This window comes from Mycolicibacterium boenickei, assembly GCF_010731295.1.
Classification (GTDB): domain Bacteria; phylum Actinomycetota; class Actinomycetes; order Mycobacteriales; family Mycobacteriaceae; genus Mycobacterium; species Mycobacterium boenickei.
In genome coordinates, this window is sequence record NZ_AP022579.1 from 5,263,903 (window position 1) to 5,282,129 (window position 18,227).

Consider the following 18,227-nt stretch of genomic DNA (forward strand, 5'->3'; position numbering starts at 1 on the left):
CTACGCAGGCGTCATTTACTCGGACCGGGCCCGGCGCCGGCGAGCGATCCGCCAGCAGCCGTCGATACTCTCGACCAACCCGGCGAACTCCAGCATCGTCAACGGTCCGAGCACCTGGTGCGGGGCCAGCGCGGCGAGCATCCCGATCTCGTCCACCGTGAGCGTGCCACGGGCCGGCAGCGCGTCATAGACCTGTTTCTCCGTCGGTGCGAGCTGATCCAACGGTCCGGTCGGGTGTGTCTCCTGCGGTGCGAGTTCGCCTATGTGACCGACGAGTTCGACTACCTCCTCGGCCCGGGCGATCAGGTGAGCTCCGTCCCGCAGCAGTGCATGGCAGCCCGCCGATGACGCCGACGTGACCGGGCCCGGCACCGCGCATACCGAACGCCCCTGCGCCTTGGCCCATCCCGCGGTGTTGGCCGCACCGCTGCGCAACCCTGCCTCCACCACCACGGTCGCCCCAGAGAGGGCGGCCACCAGCCGGTTGCGGGTGAGGAACCGCAGCCGGCCCGGTGCCGTCCCCGGCGGGTACTCACTGATCAACAGGCCCTCCTGCCGGATCCGGTGGAAAAGCGCGCTGTGCCCGGCCGGGTACGGGTTGTCGATGCCCCCGGCCACGATCGCGATGGTCACGCCCTCGCACCCCAGCGCTGCGCGGTGGGCCGCTCCGTCGATGCCGTAGGCCCCGCCGGACACCACCGTGACATCGCGTTCGACCAGTCCGGCGGCCAACTCGGCAGCCATGTGCTCCCCGTAGGCGGTGGCCGCACGGGTACCGACGATCGCCGCGGCACGCTCGGTCGCCGCGTCGAGGCACACCGGGCCGACCGCCCACAACACCAGCGGCGGATGCGCGTGCGGGCGCTTCAGTTCCTTACCGCGAAGGGCCCGGAATCGCAGCAGCGGCCACTCCTCGTCATCGGGTGTGATCAGCCGCCCACCCATCCGGTCGAGAACATCGAGGTCGTCTGCCGCACAATCGGATTCCCGCCGCGCCTCGACCCGGCTCAACAGCTCGGAATCCACCCGACCGGCCTTGACCTGGCCGGCGGCCCGGACCGGGCCTTCTCGCGCGACCAGCGCCGTCAATTCCAGGCACGGCGGCTCCGCCACCCGCGACAGATAGGCCCAGGCGCGGCGCACGTCGTCGGTCATGACACACCGCCGACCTGGCGGAAGCTCAATGCGGCAGTGACGTCCTCGTGAGCGGGCATGGTCCGCCCGGCCAGGTCCGCCAATGTCCAGGCCACCCTCAAACATCTGTCAGCCCCGCGCATGCTGATCACTCCGCGGTCGAGAACCGACCGCAACGGTTCCATCGCGGCCCTGGGCAATCGGAATTCGCGACGCAGCAGGGGTCCGCCGACCTCCGCATTGGTGCCGATCCCGTACGGTTTCCAGCGTTCCTGGGCCGCGAGGCGCGCCGCGGCGACACGCTCGCGAACCACGGCACTGGATTCTCCCGACTGTGGCATGAAGGCCCCCGCGCTCACCGGATACAACTCCACCTGCAAGTCGACACGATCCACCAGTGGCCCCGACAACTTGCCCCGGTACCGCAGCTTGGCTTGGGCCGAACAGACGCAGTCGGCCGAATTGGGCGGAGCGCACGGGCACAGGTTCGCCGCCAGAACGAGTTGGAACCGCGCCGGATAGCAGGCCACCCCGTCGCGGCGGGCCAACCGGATCTGGCCGTCTTCCAACGGAGTTCGCAACGCTTCCAGGGCACTCGATCCCATCTCGGCGAACTCGTCGAGAAACAGCACTCCCCGATGCGCCCGACTGACGGCTCCGGGACGCGCGAACCCGCTTCCGCCTCCGACCAGCGCCGCCACGCTCGAGGTGTGGTGTGGCGCCACGAACGGTGGACGCGTGATCAGCGGTGTGTCCCCCGCAAGTAGTCCCGCCATCGAGTGGATGGCCGTCACCTCAAGCGATTCGGCCGACGACAAGGGCGGCAGCAGCCCCGGAAGGCGCTGCGCCAACATCGTTTTCCCGATCCCGGGCGGGCCGGTCAGCATCAGGTGATGCGCACCTGCCGCGGCCACCTCGACGGCGTAGCGGGCCTGGCCCTGCCCGACGACATCGGCGAGATCCGCCGTCGCCTCGGCAGCGCGGCCCGGCGCCACCACACGTGCCTCCAGGTCCCCCTTGCCGTCGAGCCAGGCTTGCAGGTGCCGCAGGGTGCGGACGCCGCACACCTCGATACCGTCGACGAGGCTGGCCTCGGCCAGGTTGTCGGCCGGCACCACCGCTACGGTCCAGCCCTCCTGCTTGGCGGCCAGCACGGCAGGCAGCACGCCGTGGACCGGCCGGACCCTGCCATCGAGCGCGAGTTCGCCCAGCAGGACCGACTTTTCCAGCCGCGCCCACGCCGTCTTGGTGTGCGCCGAGAGCACTGCCGCCGCCAGCGCCAGGTCATACACCGAACCGACCTTGCGCAACGTGGCCGGCGACAACGCCAGCGTCAGGCGCGACATCGGCCACTCGTTGCCGCAGTTCGTGATGGCCGCCCGCACCCGATCCCGCGACTCCTGCAGCGCGGTGTCGGGCAGCCCCACCAGGTTCACACTCGGCAGCCCCGAGGTGATGTCCGCCTCGATCTCCACGATGACGCCGTCCACGCCGCGCATGGCCACCGAATATGCTCTGCCCAAACCCATTTCAGCCCACCCCCTTGAGATGTGTGAGCTCGGGTTCTCGGCGGCGGCCGAGGCGGACCCCGATCACGTCGATGCGCAGTGCGGCGTACCGCGACTCCTGTTCGGACAGCCACAGCGCCGCCAACCGCCGGATCCGGCGCACCTTCTGTGGCGTGACCGCCTCGGCCAGTCCGCCGAAGCCGTCGCCGGTGCGGGTCTTCACCTCGACGAAGACCACCGTGTTCGTGGCGATGTCCACGGCGATCACGTCGAGCTCGCCGTAGCGGCATCGCCAGTTGCGCGTCGCCGTGCGCAAGCCCTGTGTGGTCAGGTGCTCGACGGCCAGCTGTTCACCCAGTGCGCCGATCTCGGCCCGTGTCAGAGACTTCATGCCCATACCGTGCGGGCCCGGTCCGACAGCTTCGGCTCAGTCAGGCCGAGTTATCCCCAGCGTGGAGTTCATCCACAGACCACTGTGAACGGGGCCGGCGGATGTCCGAGCCAGATCCGCCGCGACTTTTCCTCGGGATAGGCCGTGGTCGAGGAGGGTGCCGCGAGGATTCGGGTCGTTCGCCGGTCTGTGTCGTAGCGGGTCCATCCGGGTTGGCCTGCGGTGATGAAGCGGACCCAGGCCTGCTGGAGTTCGTCCGACACCGTACGGGCATCGGGCGTCGGGTGGTCGCCGAAGAAGTATCTGCCGGTCGGACTGTCGAGGGTGGCGAAGACCAGGGGCACGTCGGTGCTGTGGCATGCTCCGAACTCCCCTGCGGCATAGGCGAGTTCGAAGAGATAGCTGTTGCCTCCGGCTTCGGCGTTTGCTTCTGCCAGCAGCAGCGACGGCATGCGGAAGGTGGCATCCGAGTACACCACCTCCACGAGTTCCTCCGGATCGGCGTCGGGAAAGGCGCGGCGGTACGCGTCCGGGCCGTCCGGGCGCGGCGCGAAGACGTCCATCGCCGTGCGCGCGTCGTCGTCGGTGAAGGTGCCCCGAACGCCCATCGTGATGCTGAAAAGCCGGAATTCGTCGCGAGTATGGCCGACGAGCAGATCGATCCCGGTGGCGCGACCTTCAGCCAGGGCGGCCCAAGGGGTGTCGTCGAGGAGTTCTCCGTCGATCACCGGGCAGACGGCGATGCCCAGGTGAGCCAGGCGGCCCCAGCGTTCGCGATAGGAGGGCATGTCGAGGCACAGCGCGGTGACCTCGTCAGCCAGCCGCTGCGGAGCGACGGTGGCGAGTCCGTGCGCGGTGGGTGGGACACCCAGGCGGTCCGCGAGCGTAGCGGTCACTTCTTCGGCCAGCGCCGGCGTGCAGTGCAATCCGGGAACCGAGTGGGTGATGGCCCGGTGAAACAGCAGGCGGGCGCGGGGGATGGCGAGAAGGGCAGCGACCGACCCGGCTCCGCCGGACGTCCCGGCGACGGTGACGCGGGTCGGGTCTCCGCCGAAGTCGGCGATGTTGTGCTGAACCCATTCCAGCGCCGCGATCTGGTCGAGCAGGCCGCGGTTCGGCGGAGCACCGTCGATCAGGGCGAATCCTTCCGCGCCCATCCGGCATTGGACGCTGACCACGACGATGCCGGCACCGGCCAGGGCGGTGGGATCGGTCATCGGGTCGGCCGCCGTGCCGGCCATGTAGCCGCCGCAGCACAGCCACACCAGCACCGGCAACCCGGTGGTGCCGGGGTCCGGCGTGCAGACGTTGAGGGTCAGCCAGTCCGTTTCTGGAGACGGGTCCGCCTTGGGGCCCGGGCCCGACTGCGGTGGGGGTGGCCCGAATTCGACCGCGTGCCGAACGCCGTCCCACGAGGCAACAGGCACGGGAGCGGCGAAACGCAGCGCCCCGACCGGGGGCTGCGCGTACGAGAGGCCGCGGAAGACGGCGGTGCCCCGCCGCAGGCGCCCCTCGATGATCCCCTGCGCTGTTCGGACTTGCGGATGTCCGTGCATGCTTGCTCCATTCGTTCTATGCGCCGCGCCTCGACGATAACCGGCCACCTGTATTATTACAACTGTATTGGAACAGCGGGAGGGTAGCAGTGCCGAAACAGGTCGATCACCGCGAGCGTCGCGAAGAGATCGCTCGCGCTCTGTGGCGTGTGGTGGATCAACGCGGGGTTCTGCGTCTGAGCCTGCGTGAGGTGGCGACGGAGGCCGGGATGTCGCACGGGCAACTCCAGCACTACTTCGCGAGCCGTCAGGAGTTGCTTACGTTCGCGATGGACTTCGCTGCCGAACAGACTGCTGCGCGGGTGGCACGCGGTCTGCAGGAGCTCGGCGCTGCGCCGCACCCTCGGGACGTCCTGCGGTTGACGCTCATCGAGATGCTGCCGCTGCACGACGATGCGCGCGCGACGAGCCGGATGAATGCCGCGTACGTTCTGGAAGCACTGCACGACAACACGATTCGCGACCGTACGCGCGAGGGCCTACGTCAGGGACGGGACCAAGTCAAAGCACTCATCGCGCAGGCGATCACTGATGGAAAGATCGATCGCGATCGCGACGCGAACACCGAGACCGACCGCATCCTGGCGTTGACCGGCCTGACACCGCTTCTCGACCTGGAGGTCATCACACCCGGGGCGGCTCTCGCCGCAATCGATCAGCATCTCGACGAACTGTTCCTCGTTGGGAATTAGGAGCCGCCGGCGGCCAGAAGCGCTCCCAAGGCAGTCCCGATACCCCGACCCACCCCGGTAGTGTCCTTAGGTGATGCTCAGCTAACGCCGAAAGGGATCACTCGATGCGCACACGTTGGAGTCGCCGGATTGCCGTTGTCCTGTCCGCCGTCGCGGTCGCCGCCGGCATGGTCGGGTGCTCCAGTTCAGGGTCTGACGAGCTGCTCATCTACAACGCTCAGCACGAGTCGCTCACCAAGGAGTGGATCGACGCGTTCACCAAGGAGACCGGGATCAAGGTCACCTACCGGCAGGGCGGTGACACCGAGCTGGGCAACCAGCTGGTGGCCGAGGGCAACGCCTCCCCGGCCGACGTGTTCCTCACCGAGAACTCCCCCGCGATGGCAGCCGTCGAACGCGCCGGGCTGTTCGCCGACGTCGAGCAGCAGACCCTCGATCAGGTCCCGGCCCAGTTCCGGCCGTCGTCGGGCAAATGGACCGGTGTGGCCGCACGCTCGACGGTGTTCGTCTACAACAAGGCCAAGCTGCCAGCCGACCAGCTGCCCCACTCGATCATGGATCTGCAGCAGCCCCAGTGGAAGGGCCGTTGGGGCGCACCTCCGGCCAAGGCCGACTTTCAGGCGATCGTGGCTGCCATCCTCGAGTTGAAGGGCGAACCGGCCACCGCACAGTGGTTGGCCGGACTGAAGACCAATGCCGTTGTGCTCCAAGACAATATCGCCACACTGCGGGCGGTGAACGACGGTCAGGTGGACGGTGGCATCATCTACCACTACTACTGGTTCCGCGATCAGGCCAAGACCAAGGAGATCAGCGGCAACACCGCGCTGCACTACTTCAAGAACTCCGATCCCGGCGCGTTCGTCAGCCTGTCCGGCGGCGGCGTGCTGACATCCAGCAAGAAGCAGGACCAGGCCCAGCAGTTCCTCCGGTTCATCACCGGCAAGGCCGGTCAGGAGGTGCTGCAGAAAGGCACGTCCTTCGAATACCCGGTCGCCAGTGGCGTCGCCGCCAACCCGGCCCTGCCGCCGCTGGACACGCTGCAGGCGCCCGCGGTCAACCCGTCCAATCTCGATGCCGCCAAGGTCACCGACCTGATGACGAAGGCTGGCTTGCTGTAATTGGTCGCCACAGAAGCGCCGTCCGCACCGCAGCAGCGTTCCGTCCGTGCCCGGCCGGGGGCGGCGCTGAGCACCGCCGTGGTGCTGTTGCTGGCTGCCACCTTCATCCCGCTGGGTTACGTGGCCTGGTCGGTGATCACCACGGGTCCGAGCCGGGTGATCGAGCTCGTGCTGCGGCCCCGGGTCGGGGAGCTCCTGCTCAACACGGTCGGCCTGGTCCTCATCACCGTGCCGGTCTGTGTGGTGCTCGGGGTCGGCGCGGCCTGGCTGGTTGAACGCACGGATCTGCCGGGGCGGACGTGGTGGCGGCCGGTGTTCGTCGCGCCCCTGGCGGTGCCCGCGTTCGTCAACAGCTATGCCTGGGTCAGCGTGCTGCCCACGCTGCACGGGATGCCGGCGGGTGTGCTGATCGCGACGCTGTCGTACTTCCCCTTCGTCTACGTGCCCGCCGCGGCCACCCTGCGCCGCATCGATCCGGCGCTGGAGGAATCGGCCCGGGCGCTCGGATCCGGATCGTCCGGGGTGTTCTTCCGGGTGGTGCTGCCGCAGCTGCGCCTGGCGATCCTGGGCGGCGCCCTGCTGATCGGTGTGCACCTGCTGGCCGAGTACGGCGCGTTCGCGATGATTCGCTTCTCGACCTTCACCACCGCGATCTTCGAACAGTTCCAGGCCACCTTCGACGGCGCCGCCGGCGCCACGCTGGCCGCCGTCCTCGTCCTCCTGTGCCTGTTGCTGTTGGTCACCGAGGCCGCGGCCCGGGGCAACGCCCGCTTCGCGCGGATCGGTTCCGGAGCGCAACGCGTCAGTGCGCCGATGCGCCTGGGGCGCACCACGTTGCCGGCCATCGTCGGATTGCTGACGCTGGCCGTCCTGGCGTTGGGAGTCCCGCTGTGGACGCTGACGCGGTGGATGTGGATCGGCGGCGCGCAGGTGTGGGACGCCACGGAGATCGGTACCGCGCTGGCCCAGACCGCGACGCTGGCCGCTGCCGCCGCGGCTCTGACCACGGTCCTGGCCTTCCCGTTCGCCTGGGTCGCGGTCCGCTACAGCGGACTGCTGGCCCGCTCGATCGAGGGCGCCAACTTCATCACCAGCTCCATGCCCGGCATCGTCACCGCACTGGCCCTGGTGACGGTGGCGATCCGCTACGCTCCCCCGCTCTATCAGACTGCGGCCCTGGTGATCTGCGCCTATGTGCTGCTGTTCCTGCCCCGTGCCCTGGTCAGCCTGCGCTCGGGCCTGGCCCAGGTGCCGCCGTCGGTGGAGGAGGCCTCACGCTCGTTGGGAGCCTCACCGGCTCGGACGTTCGTCCGCGTCACCCTGCGACTGACCGCGCCCGCGGCCGCCGCCGGCGCCTCGCTGGTATTCGTGGCCGTCGCAACGGAATTGACCGCTACGCTGCTGCTGGCACCGACCGGTACCCGCACGCTGGCGATGCGGTTCTGGTCACTGAGCAGCGAATTGGACTACGCCGCCGCGGCGCCCTACGCGCTGATGCTGATTGCCTTGTCCATACCCGTGACCCTGATGTTGTTGCGCCAGTCGACGAAGGTGGCCGCCCTGTGACCGACGACGTCCTGCAAGTACGTGGACTCCGCAAGTCCTTCAACGGCACCGCGGTGCTCGACGGCATCGACCTGACCCTGACGCCGGGCTCCATCACCGCGGTGGTCGGATCGTCTGGGTGCGGCAAGACCACGCTGCTGCGGGTGATCGCCGGTTTCGAATCCCCCGACGCCGGCACCGTGACCATCGAGGGACGCCAAATGGCCGGTCCGACAAACACTGTCGCACCCCATCGCCGCGACGTCGGCTACGTGGCGCAGGACGGCGCGCTGTTCCCGCACCTGACGGTGGCCCAGAATGTCGCCTACGGTCTACGCGAGCGCGGGGCCGCAGCCCGGGCCAGGGTGAGCGAACTCCTGGACACCGTGTCGCTGGATTCCTCGTTCGCGCAGCGCAGGCCGCACCAACTGTCCGGCGGCCAGCAGCAGCGCGTCGCACTGGCCCGGGCCCTGGCCCGCCGCCCGGTGGTGATGCTGCTCGACGAGCCGTTCAGCGCGCTGGACACCGGGCTGCGCGCCGCCACCCGCAAGGCCGTGGCCCGGGTGCTGTCAGAGACCGGGGTGACCACCCTGATCGTGACGCACGACCAGGAGGAGGCACTGTCGATCTCCGATCAGATCGCGGTGATGCGTGAGGGCAGGTTCACCCAGGTCGGAACGCCCGAGCACGTGTACCGCCAACCTGCCGACCGATTCACCGCCGAGTTCCTCGGGGACTGCATCACGGTGGCGGGCACCGTCACCTCAGGCTGGGCCGACAGCGCTCTGGGCCGCGTGCCGGTCCAGGCCGGCGCGGCCGACGGTCCGTGCACGGTGGTGCTGCGACCCGAACAGCTTGTCGCCACGGCGATCTCGGACAGCGAGGGTGCTGCCGAGGCAGCGGCCAGCGCGGGAACCGTGATCGCCACCGAATTCCTCGGCCACGACGTACTGCTCACCATCGAGCCGGCCGCAGCCGGTGAGCCCATCGTCGTGCGCCAGCACAGCCTGAACCCGCCGACCCGCGACACCCAGGTCCGGATCGATGTGCGGGGCGCCGGGACGGCGTTGCCTTGAACCACCTCGCCGAGGCGCTGCGGGCCCATGGTGACCGGATCGCGGTGGTGACCGAGACCCGACAGGTCAGCTACGCCGCCCTCGCCGATCTCGTGTCCGAGGCCGCGGCAGCACTGGGCCCCGAACGCCGCCTGGTACTCCTCGAAGCACGTAATGATCTGCCGACTCTGGTGCACTATCTCGGCGCACTCGCAGGCGGCCATGTGTCGTTGCCCGTGCCCGCGGGTGGTGATCACCGGACGATCCGGCAGACCTACTCCCCCGACACCGTGGTCGATGCCGCGGGCATCCACCACGTGCGCGCCCGCAGCACACACCGGATGCACGACGACCTGGCCCTGCTGATGTCGACATCGGGCAGCACCGGATCACCGAAGCTGGTCCGGTTGTCCCACACCAACCTGGCCAGCAATGCCGCCGCCATCGCCGAGTACCTCGCAATCAGTGAAACCGACCGGGCGGCAACCACGTTGCCGATCTCCTACTGCTACGGGCTCTCGGTGGTCAACAGCCACCTGCTGCGTGGGGCCTGCCTGATCCTCACCGATCGCTCGGTGGTCGACGACAAGTTCTGGGACCTGTTCACCCGGCACCGGGCCACCACCTTCGCCGGGGTACCCCATACCTTCGATCTGCTCGACCGCATCGGTTTCGACACCATGGACCTGCCCCATCTGCGGTACCTCACCCAGGCGGGCGGACGGATGGCACCTGACCGGGTGCGCCGTTTCGCGGCTCTGGGACAACGCCGCGGCTGGCAGCTGTTCGTGATGTACGGGGCGACCGAGGCCACCGCTCGGATGGCTTATCTGCCACCGGAATTGGCTCTGTCACACCCCGAGGCCATCGGGCGTCCGATCCCCGGCGGCAGCCTGTCCATCCGCTCCGGTGACGGCTGGCCCGACGGCACGGGTGAGCTGGTCTACCGCGGAGCCAACGTGATGCTCGGATACGCCGACCGTCCCGAGGACCTGGCCCTCGGCGCCACCGTCGAAGAACTGCGCACGGGCGACATCGCACGGCGCACCTCCGACGGCCTGTACGAGATTGTCGGCCGCAGTGCGCGATTCGTGAAACTGTTCGGGCTGCGCATCGACCTGGACCGGCTGCAGACCACCCTCGCCGACCGCGGCGTGGCGGCACTGTGCACCGACGACGGTGAGACGCTCGCCGTGGCAGCCGCGGGCACAGGCGAAGCCACCGCCGACGACGTGCAACAGTTGATCGCCACCCTCGCGGGTGTGCCGGCCGGCGCGGTGCGCGCCGTGCTCGTCCCCGAACTACCCCGGTTGATTTCCGGCAAGCCGGACTACGCCGCGGTACGCGCGGCGGTCGCCGAACCGCGCGTGACCGACGTCGAGGATCTGAGGGGTCTGTTCGCCGACGTACTGCACGTCCCCGCCGAGTCCGTCGACCGCGACGCCAGCTTCGTCGACCTCGGCGGCAACTCGTTGTCCTATGTGGCCATGTCGGTCCGGTTGGAACGGGCCCTCGGGCGGCTGCCGAAGGACTGGCACCGGATGACGCTGCGAGACCTGGAGCGCAACTGCATGGCCCGCCGGCGTCGGTGGGCCACCGTGGAAACCAGCGTGGCCCTGCGTGCTGCGGCCATCGTCCTCATCGTCGGCTCGCATGCCGAGCTGTTCGCGCTGTGGGGCGGTGCACACATCCTGCTCGGGGTGGCCGGCTACAACTTCGGCCGGTTCTGTCTCACCCCGGTCCCCCGGTCGACCCGGTTGCGTCACCTGCGCAACACGATCGCCTGGATTGCGGTGCCCTCGATCGTCTGGGTCGCGGTCGCACTCGTGCTCACCGACGACTACTACGCGTCGAACCTGTTGCTGGCCAACAAGTTCCTGGGGCCGCCGGACAGCATGACCGCCGGGCGGTTGTGGTTCGTCGAGGTGCTGGTCTGGATCCTGGTGGCGCTGACCGCCGTGTGTGCGCTGCCCGGCGCCGACCGGTTGGAGCGACGCCGTCCCTTCGCCTTCGCCGCGGCGTTCCTGGCGCTGGGGCTGGTATTGCGTTACGACCTACCCGGTTTCGGCTTGGGCCGAGAAGCCTGGTTCACGATCCTGGCGTTCTGGTTCTTCGCAGCCGGATGGACAGCGGCCAAGGCCACGGCCACCTGGCAGCGCATGATCGTCACCGGCGTACTGGCGATCGGACTACACGGCTACTTCGGCAACACCGGTAGGGAAACCCTGGTGCTGGCCGGGTTCGCGCTGCTGATCTGGTTGCCCGCGCTGCGCTGTCCCGCTCCGGTGGCGGTCGGGTGCGGCCTGCTCGCCGAGGCATCGCTGTACACCTACCTGACCCACTACCAGGTCTATCCGTTGTTCGGTGACCACCGGGTGCTCGGCGTGCTGGCCGCACTCGTCGTGGGCGTGGTCCTCACCTATCTGGTGAACCTCGCGCAGAGATGGTTGGCGGGCAGGAACTCACGCCGGATCGCGATCGGCCACCAACCCCTCCTGCACCAGGGTGGCGGCCACCGCGCCGTCGGCGCGCAGCAGGCTTGACGTGATCAGCCCGCGACCCCGCGCGGTCGCCGGCGACCGCGACTCCAACAGATTCCACTCCCCGGCCCGCACCGGGCGGTGAAACCAGATCGACGAATCAGTGGTGCCACTGCGGTGGCTGCGCGACCGCATACTGTGCCCGTGCACCGCCAACGCCGGATCGATCCCGTACAAGTCGGTGATGTACACCGCGATCAGCGTGTGCACCACCGGGTCGTCGGGCAGTTCAGTGGTGACCCGCCACCACATCCGGCGGACGAACTCCTCGCCCTCGCCCTCGTCGGCGATGCGGATGTCGAACTCGTCGAGCGGCAGGGATGGCGCGGGACCGGGAGGCCCGGTACACGGGAGGACCTGAGGATCGTGCGGCATCGTGCCCCACCCGTGTTCGGGCCCGGCGAGAGCCGTCGCGAACGACACCGTGGCCGTGGTCAACATGCGGCCCTGCTCATACGATTCGACCCGTCGGGCCGAGGCCGTGCGCCCGTCGTACACGCGCTCCACGCGGTACTCGGCGGTCTCCCCGGCATTTCCACCGCGCAGGAATTGCAGGTGCATGTTGGTCGGCGCCCGATCGTCGCCGACGGTTCGGCAGGCCGCCGCCAGGCTCTGGGCGGCCAGCAGGCCACCGTAGGCCCGTTTGCCCTCCGGCCCGCTGGCATTCCCGGTGAACACCTCACCGGCCGCGTCTTCGCTGACGTCCAGCAGCCTCAGCAGGGTGCTCACCGCGCGTCGGTACCCGTTGCGACTGTGCCGGATTCGGTCAGCGCCGCGATCTCGTCGGCACCGAGCCCGAGGTGCTCGGTGAGCACGGACCTGGTGTCATCGCCGAGTGCCGGCGCGGGGACCGCAGGCGGGTACACCCCGCCGATCGACACCGGAAGGCCGGGCGCCAGGTAGGTGCCGATGCGGGGCTGTTCCAGCGGCGTGAACAGCGGATTGGCGACCACCCGCTCGTTGACCGCGACCTCGGCGAAGCTGCGGTACCGTTCCCACAGCACCGAGGTACCCGACAGTGCCGCACTGATCTCCTCGGCGGTGTGCTCGCTGAACCACAGGGTGAACAATCCGGTGAGGGCATCCCGGTGGGTGTAGCGCTGCCCTTCGTCGCTGAAGTCTGCACCGAACGCCTCGGCAAGGGCGGCAACGGCTTTGGTGGTTCCGGTGACTTCGGTGAGATCCCGGAAATGCCTGCCGGTCAGCGCCACGAGCATGAAGCCGACACCGTCGCTGCTGGTGAAGTTCTGCCCGTAGGTGCCGTACAGGGTGTTGCCGAGCCGTTCGCGGCTGGTGCCGTTGATCATCACCTCGGTCAGGAACCCCAGATTGCCCGCGGTGGCCAGCGCCACGTTCTCCAACGGGATGCTGATCCGTGCGCCCTCACCGGTGGAATCCCGATGGCGCAGTGCGGCACTGACTGCCAGCGCCACGTACAGCCCGCAACTGACGTCCCAGGCCGGAAGCACATGGTTGACCGGGGTGGCCAACTGCGCGGGCCCGGTGACCATCGGGAAGCCGAGCCCGGCGTTGACCGTGTAATCCACCCCGGTACCGCCGTCGGCGCGCCCAGACACCTCGGCATGAATCAGGTCCGGACGTAGAGCGGACAGAACTTCGTACGAATGCCATTGCCGCCCAGCTACATTGGTGATCAGAACCCCGGCTTCGGCGATCAGTCGTTGCACCAGCTGCTGCCCGTCAGGCGAGCGCATGTCGGCGGCCAGTGAGCGCTTGCCCTTGTTCAGCCCGGCCCAGTAGATGCTGTCGCCGCCGTCGGTGAGCGGCCAGCGGTGATAGTCGGCAGCGCCGCCGATGGGGTCCACCCGCACCACCTCCGCACCCAGCTGGGCCAGCGTCATGCCGGCCAGCGGCACGGCGACGAAGCTGGAGATCTCGACGATCCGCACCCCGGAAAGCGGGCGGGTCGGGTCCGGCGTTACGGAATCGGCCATGCCAGTCAAGCTATCGTGCGCCGACCAGTTTCACTGCGGCGGCCTCGATGGTGTCCTCGGACAGCAACACCTGCAGCGCGGCATCGCCCAGCGGGATGAAGCTGTCGGCACTGGCGACGCGCTGCACGCTGCCGGTGAAGCCGTGATCGATGAGTTCGGCCAGCACGCCTTCCCCCACGCCTCCGGTGCGGCGGGTCTCGTCGACGATGAGCACCCGGCCGGTCGCGTCCGCCTCGCGCAGCATGTCCTCGACCGGCAGCGGCGACAACCAGCGCAGGTCGACCACCCGCGCGGCGATCCCGGCCTGCTCCAGGCGACGGGCCACCCGCAGGCTCATCCACAATCCGTTGCCGAACGTCAGGATGGTCAGGTCCGTACCGGCGCCGTAGGTGCGGGCCGCACCGATGCGCACCGGCTCGGCCGGGTAGGGCGCCAACCATTCCTGATCACCGTCGTCATACAGGTCCTTGGTGTGATACAGGGCGATCGGTTCGAGGTAGATGCACACGGCGCCTGCGGTTTTCGCCGCGGCGACGCAGGTGTGCAACATCGCGGCCGCATCGTCGGGCCGGGCCGGCGAGGCGATCACCACCCCGGGGATGTCACGGATCGCGGCGATCGAGTCGTCGTTGTGAAAGTGGCCGCCGAATCCCTTCTGGTAGCCGTAGCCCGCGATCCGCACCACCATCGGATTCCGGTACTGACGGTTGGAGAAGAACTGGAGCGTGGCTCCCTCGCCGCGGATCTGGTCGGCGGCGTTGTGCAGATAGGCCAGGTACTGGATCTCCGGGATCGGCAGCAGGCCCGACACCCCGGCCCCCAGGGCCAGGCCGAGAATCGTCTGTTCGTCGAGCAGGGTGTCGAACACGCGGGCGGGTCCGGCGGTGTTCTGCAGGCCCCGGGTGACGCCGTACACGCCGCCTTTGCGGGCGATGTCCTCTCCGAATGCGATCGCCTCCGGGTGCGCCCGCAGCACGTCTTTGAGGGCCCGGTTGATGGCCAGCGCCAAGGTCAGCGGCGCGCCCCCCGGTTCTGCCGGGCCGGCCACCGAGACCGCCCGGGCCTCGTCGAACGTATCGCGCAGCGGTTTCATCACCGCCGGCGCGCTGTCGAGCTGTGCGCAGGCGCTGAGCTCCCCTGCCAGCGCGATCACCTCGGTCCGTTTGGCCTCGTATCGCTCGATGGCGTCGCCGGCGGTCAGCACACCGTGAGCCACAAGGATTCTCGCGGTACTGAGCACCGGATCTCGGTCGTAGTCGGCCAGGATTTCATCGGGCCTGCGATAGGCCGGCTCGTAGTCGGAGCCGGCATGGCCCATCAGCCGAACCGTGCCGAGATGCAGGAAGGCGGGTTTGCGATGGTTGCGCACCCACTGTGCGGCGGCCAGTGCGGTGTCGAACGCCGCGAACAGATCGCAGCCGTCGGCGGCGAAATACCGGAGTCCGTCGCGGTGGGCATAGGTCCGGGCCACCCAGCCGCGCGGTGTCTTGGTGCTGATCCCGATGCCGTTGTCTTCACAGACGAACAGCAGCGGCATGGGCAGCCCCTGGTAGGAGGCGTGCAGTGCGGCGTTGATGGCGCCAACGGCCGTCGAGTGGTTGGCCGACGCGTCACCGAAGCTGCACACCGTGACCGCATCGTCGGGCCACGGACAGGCGACATCGAGCTTGCGGGCCCGGGCGATCGAAAAGGCGACTCCCACCGCCCGCGGTAGGTGCGAGGCGATCGTCGACGTCTGCGGAATGATGTTCAGGTCATGGCGGCCGAACACCTTGTGCCGCCCGCCGGAAATCGGTTCGTCAGTGGCAGCGACCAGGCCCAGCAGCACATCGCGCACAGGGTCGCTGCCGGCGACCTGAGCAGCACGGGCCAGGTAGAAACCACCGGAACGGTAATGCAGCAGCGCCGGATCGTCTGCGCGCAGCGCCGCGGCGACCGCCGCGTTGCCCTCGTGTCCGGATGACCCGATCGTGTAGAAGCCCTTGCCCCGTGCCCGCAGCCAGCGCGCGGCCAGGTCGAGGTGGCGACTGCCCAGCTGGGCGTCGAAGAGGGCCAACGCATTCCGTTCGGTCAACGCCGATCCGTCGGGCCACGGTTGGTCGCCGGGTCCGGTGAACTCCGAAACGGTGGTGCAGAAGTAGTCGTCGATGGCTTCGTGGTGAGAACTGGCCACCTGGCCTCCTGAGCTCGCGGTGGGCGGACGATGAGCGCAACGCCGACTCGTCAGCGGAACGCCGGAATTCCGGTGAGCGCCTGCCCGATGATCAGACTATGCATTTCGCTGGTGCCTTCGTAGGTCAACACCGATTCCAGGTTGTTGGCGTGCCGCATCACCGGATATTCGGCTGAGATGCCGCTGGCGCCCAGGATGGTGCGCGCGGTGCGGGCGATCTCCAACGCTTCCCGGACATTGTTGAGCTTGCCGAGGCTGACTTGATCCGGAACCAGATCGCCGCTGTCCTTGCGCCTGCCGAGGTGCAGTGCGAGCAACACACCTTTTCCGTACTCCAGCGTCATGTCCGCGAGCTTCTGCTGCGTGAGCTGGAAGCCGCCGATCGGCCGGCCGAACTGTTCGCGTGACCGCGCATACTCCAGTGCGGTCTGTAGGCAGTCCCGCGCCGCGCCGAGGGCACCGAACACGATGCCGAACCGCGCTTCGTTCAGACAGCGCAGCGGCGCGCCGAGGCTGGTCGCTCCGGGGAGCCGTGCGCTGTCGGGCAGCCGAACACCGTCGAGTACCAACTCGCTGGTCACCGACGCCCGAAGAGACATCTTCGACTTGATCGTGCTGGCGGTGAAACCCGTTGTGTCCGTGGGTACGACGAAGCCGCGGACGCCCTCGTCGGTGCGCGCCCAGATGACGGCCACGTCGGCCACCGATCCGTTGGTGATCCACATCTTGGTGCCGGTCAACACCCAGTCGTCGCCGGACCGGACCGCCCGCGTTCGCATCCCGGCCGGGTTGGACCCGTGGTCGGGTTCGGTGAGGCCGAAGCACCCGATGGCGCGACCGGCGGCCATCGCAGGGAGCCACCGCTGCTTCTGCTCCTCGCTGCCGAAGGCGTGAATGGCGAACATGGCCAGCGATCCCTGCACGCTGACCAGCGACCGGATCCCGGAGTCACCGGCTTCCAGCTCCAGACAGGCCAACCCGTAGGCCACCGCGCTGGTGCCGGCGCATCCGTAACCCTGCAGGTGCATGCCGAGCAGCCCCAGTTCGCCGAGCTCGCGCGCCAACTCCCGGGCCGGGAGCTCGCCGCTCTCGTACCAGCCCGCGACGTGCGGGCTGATACTCCGCTGGACGACCGATCGCACGGTGTCGCGAATTTCGCGTTCTTCGGCCGAGAGCAGCGCATCGATACCGAACATCGGGTCGGCGTCGACGGTTCCGGAACTGCGTGGGGCCACAGCAGCTTCAACCATATTTCTGGACTCCTGGTGGTTGGTGGTCGGTTCAGCAACACCCGATGCGGCGCGCCGTGGATTGCGCGGCAGGCGCCGGATCGCCGCGCCAGGTGACCGCGCGGCTCGGAGGCGGGGTCTGTTCACTGCGTGTCTTCACCAGCGGCATACCGTCGACCAGCACGGTCGCGATGCCCGGTAGGTCACCGAAGGCAAAGCACTCCAGGGCGTCGTCGGCGGACGATCCGGTGACCGGCCCGAGGACCAGCAGGTCGGCAGGTCGCCCTTCCGCGAGCACCCCGGTGTCCAGGCCGTGCGCCCGCGCGGTCTGGCCGGTGGCCGCCGCGACCGCGCGCGCCGGGTCGACGCCGCAGATCGAGGCCAGGAAGCAGATGTTGCGCAGCATTCCCCGAGGGATGACGCCGGTGCCACCGGGAGTGTCGGTGCCGAGCGTGAGCCTGCCGAGTTCGTCGCGCGCGGCCAGGTGGTCCACGACCAGTTTGGTCGCGCGGTAGTTCATGGAACTGCACACCTCGACGTGGGCAGCGGGCAGATCGGCGATGATCGCCGCGATGTCCTCGTCAGGCGGTGGGATCGGGCCACCCGAGATATGACCCACGATGTCCGGCTTGACCGCCACCACGACGTCACGTCCGGCCACCCGGCTCGACCCGGACCGCGACACCCCGCCGGAGTGCATCTTGACCGTCATGCCGCGCTCGTGGGCCCATTGGACGTAGCGCTGCGCTTCGCCGTCCCCCAGCCGGCTCCAGTCGTAGAAGATGAACTTGAGCTGCTCGATGCCTTCGCGATGCGCCCGGTCGAAGTGCTCCTCGGTCATGCCCGGCACCAGCAGCACCGTGCCCGCGTTGACCTTCACCCCCGAAGGGCGCACACGCCCGGTGGTGTGCTTGGACGTGATCGCGATGCTCAGTACGAGTTCCGGTGTCAGCGCGCCGAAATCCAAGCCGGGGATGTGCAGTTCGCCCGCGGACACCATCGAGGTGGTCCCGCCCTGGAGATAGTTGCCGATCCAGCCGACCGAGTTCTGCGCCGGCGTCCACTCGCCGAACGTCGGATGCACGTGCCCGTCGACGAGTCCGGGTATGACGGTCAATCCGCCGGCGGACAGCACGTGGTCGGGATCGTGGTGGTCGACCCCGATGCCTGCGACGTATCCGTCCTCGATCAGCAGCGTGGTGTCACGCTGGAGTGGCGACGAGGCATCGCCGGACACCAGCAGGCCGATGTCCTCGACGAGCAGTGTGGTCACAGGTCCTCCCACGGTTGGATTTTGTATACACTATCCGATGTTGCGTGATCGGCAT

The 18,227-nt window shown here is 68.6% G+C and carries 14 protein-coding genes; 5 read left to right on the forward strand and 9 right to left on the reverse strand.

Features of this window, described 5'->3' with window-relative positions:
* Positions 1-15: 15 nt before the first annotated feature.
* The 4 genes from dprA to G6N57_RS25175 all read right to left on the reverse strand — a co-directional run bounded on the left by dprA (position 16) and on the right by G6N57_RS25175 (position 4,589).
* On the reverse strand, positions 16-1,155 hold the full coding sequence (gene dprA, locus G6N57_RS25160) for a DNA-processing protein DprA (protein WP_077738917.1): 1,140 nt from the start codon (positions 1,153-1,155) through the stop codon (positions 16-18).
* On the reverse strand, positions 1,152-2,663 hold the full coding sequence (locus G6N57_RS25165) for a YifB family Mg chelatase-like AAA ATPase (RefSeq protein ID WP_077738916.1): 1,512 nt from the start codon (positions 2,661-2,663) through the stop codon (positions 1,152-1,154). Before G6N57_RS25165 ends, dprA begins: the two co-directional genes overlap by 4 nt.
* Position 2,664: 1 nt before the next feature.
* Positions 2,665-3,033, reverse strand: coding sequence for a YraN family protein (locus G6N57_RS25170; RefSeq protein ID WP_077741666.1), 369 nt, complete (start codon positions 3,031-3,033; stop codon positions 2,665-2,667).
* A gap of 68 nt (positions 3,034-3,101) precedes the next feature.
* Positions 3,102-4,589 carry a carboxylesterase/lipase family protein gene (locus G6N57_RS25175; RefSeq protein ID WP_077738915.1) on the reverse strand — a complete coding sequence of 496 codons (1,488 nt, stop codon included), beginning with the start codon at positions 4,587-4,589 and terminating at the stop codon, positions 3,102-3,104.
* Between the two features lie 89 nt (positions 4,590-4,678).
* Here G6N57_RS25175 and G6N57_RS25180 point away from each other — a divergent pair, with 89 nt between their 5' ends.
* The 5 genes from G6N57_RS25180 (at position 4,679) to G6N57_RS25200 (ending at position 11,545) form a co-directional block, all read left to right on the forward strand.
* Positions 4,679-5,281: a TetR/AcrR family transcriptional regulator gene (locus G6N57_RS25180; protein ID WP_077738914.1), complete on the forward strand. Its 603-nt coding sequence runs from the start codon at positions 4,679-4,681 to the stop codon at positions 5,279-5,281.
* A gap of 104 nt (positions 5,282-5,385) precedes the next feature.
* On the forward strand, positions 5,386-6,402 hold the full coding sequence (locus tag G6N57_RS25185) for an iron ABC transporter substrate-binding protein (RefSeq protein WP_077738913.1): 1,017 nt from the start codon (positions 5,386-5,388) through the stop codon (positions 6,400-6,402).
* On the forward strand, positions 6,403-7,968 hold the full coding sequence (locus G6N57_RS25190; protein WP_077738912.1) for an ABC transporter permease: 1,566 nt from the start codon (positions 6,403-6,405) through the stop codon (positions 7,966-7,968). It abuts the gene before it with no gap.
* The gene (locus tag G6N57_RS25195) at positions 7,965-9,023 is read left to right on the forward strand and encodes an ABC transporter ATP-binding protein (RefSeq protein WP_077738911.1); all 1,059 of its coding nucleotides are present in this window, start codon (positions 7,965-7,967) and stop codon (positions 9,021-9,023) included. The genes G6N57_RS25190 and G6N57_RS25195 overlap by 4 nt, the downstream gene beginning before the upstream one ends.
* A complete protein-coding gene (locus G6N57_RS25200; protein WP_077738910.1) occupies positions 9,020-11,545 on the forward strand; it encodes an AMP-binding protein in 2,526 nt (841 codons plus the stop codon). The genes G6N57_RS25195 and G6N57_RS25200 overlap by 4 nt, the downstream gene beginning before the upstream one ends.
* Here the strand turns inward: G6N57_RS25200 and G6N57_RS25205 are convergent.
* From G6N57_RS25205 to G6N57_RS25225, 5 genes are read right to left on the reverse strand one after another with little or no spacing between them, the layout of a single operon-like run.
* The gene (locus tag G6N57_RS25205) at positions 11,465-12,271 is read right to left on the reverse strand and encodes an acyl-CoA thioesterase (RefSeq protein ID WP_077738909.1); all 807 of its coding nucleotides are present in this window, start codon (positions 12,269-12,271) and stop codon (positions 11,465-11,467) included. The two genes, G6N57_RS25200 and G6N57_RS25205, sit on opposite strands and share 81 nt — an antisense overlap.
* Entirely contained in the window at positions 12,268-13,497 is a 1,230-nt protein-coding gene (locus G6N57_RS25210; protein WP_077738908.1) for a CoA transferase, read from the reverse strand. The genes G6N57_RS25205 and G6N57_RS25210 overlap by 4 nt, the downstream gene beginning before the upstream one ends.
* A gap of 10 nt (positions 13,498-13,507) precedes the next feature.
* Entirely contained in the window at positions 13,508-15,670 is a 2,163-nt protein-coding gene (locus tag G6N57_RS25215) for a thiamine pyrophosphate-dependent enzyme (RefSeq protein ID WP_077738907.1), read from the reverse strand.
* A gap of 50 nt (positions 15,671-15,720) precedes the next feature.
* On the reverse strand, positions 15,721-16,920 hold the full coding sequence (locus tag G6N57_RS25220) for an acyl-CoA dehydrogenase family protein (RefSeq protein WP_077738906.1): 1,200 nt from the start codon (positions 16,918-16,920) through the stop codon (positions 15,721-15,723).
* A gap of 31 nt (positions 16,921-16,951) precedes the next feature.
* Positions 16,952-18,172 (reverse strand): amidohydrolase family protein, encoded by a 1,221-nt coding sequence (locus tag G6N57_RS25225; RefSeq protein ID WP_077738905.1) that lies wholly within the window; start codon positions 18,170-18,172, stop codon positions 16,952-16,954.
* Between the last annotated feature and the right edge of the window lie 55 nt (positions 18,173-18,227).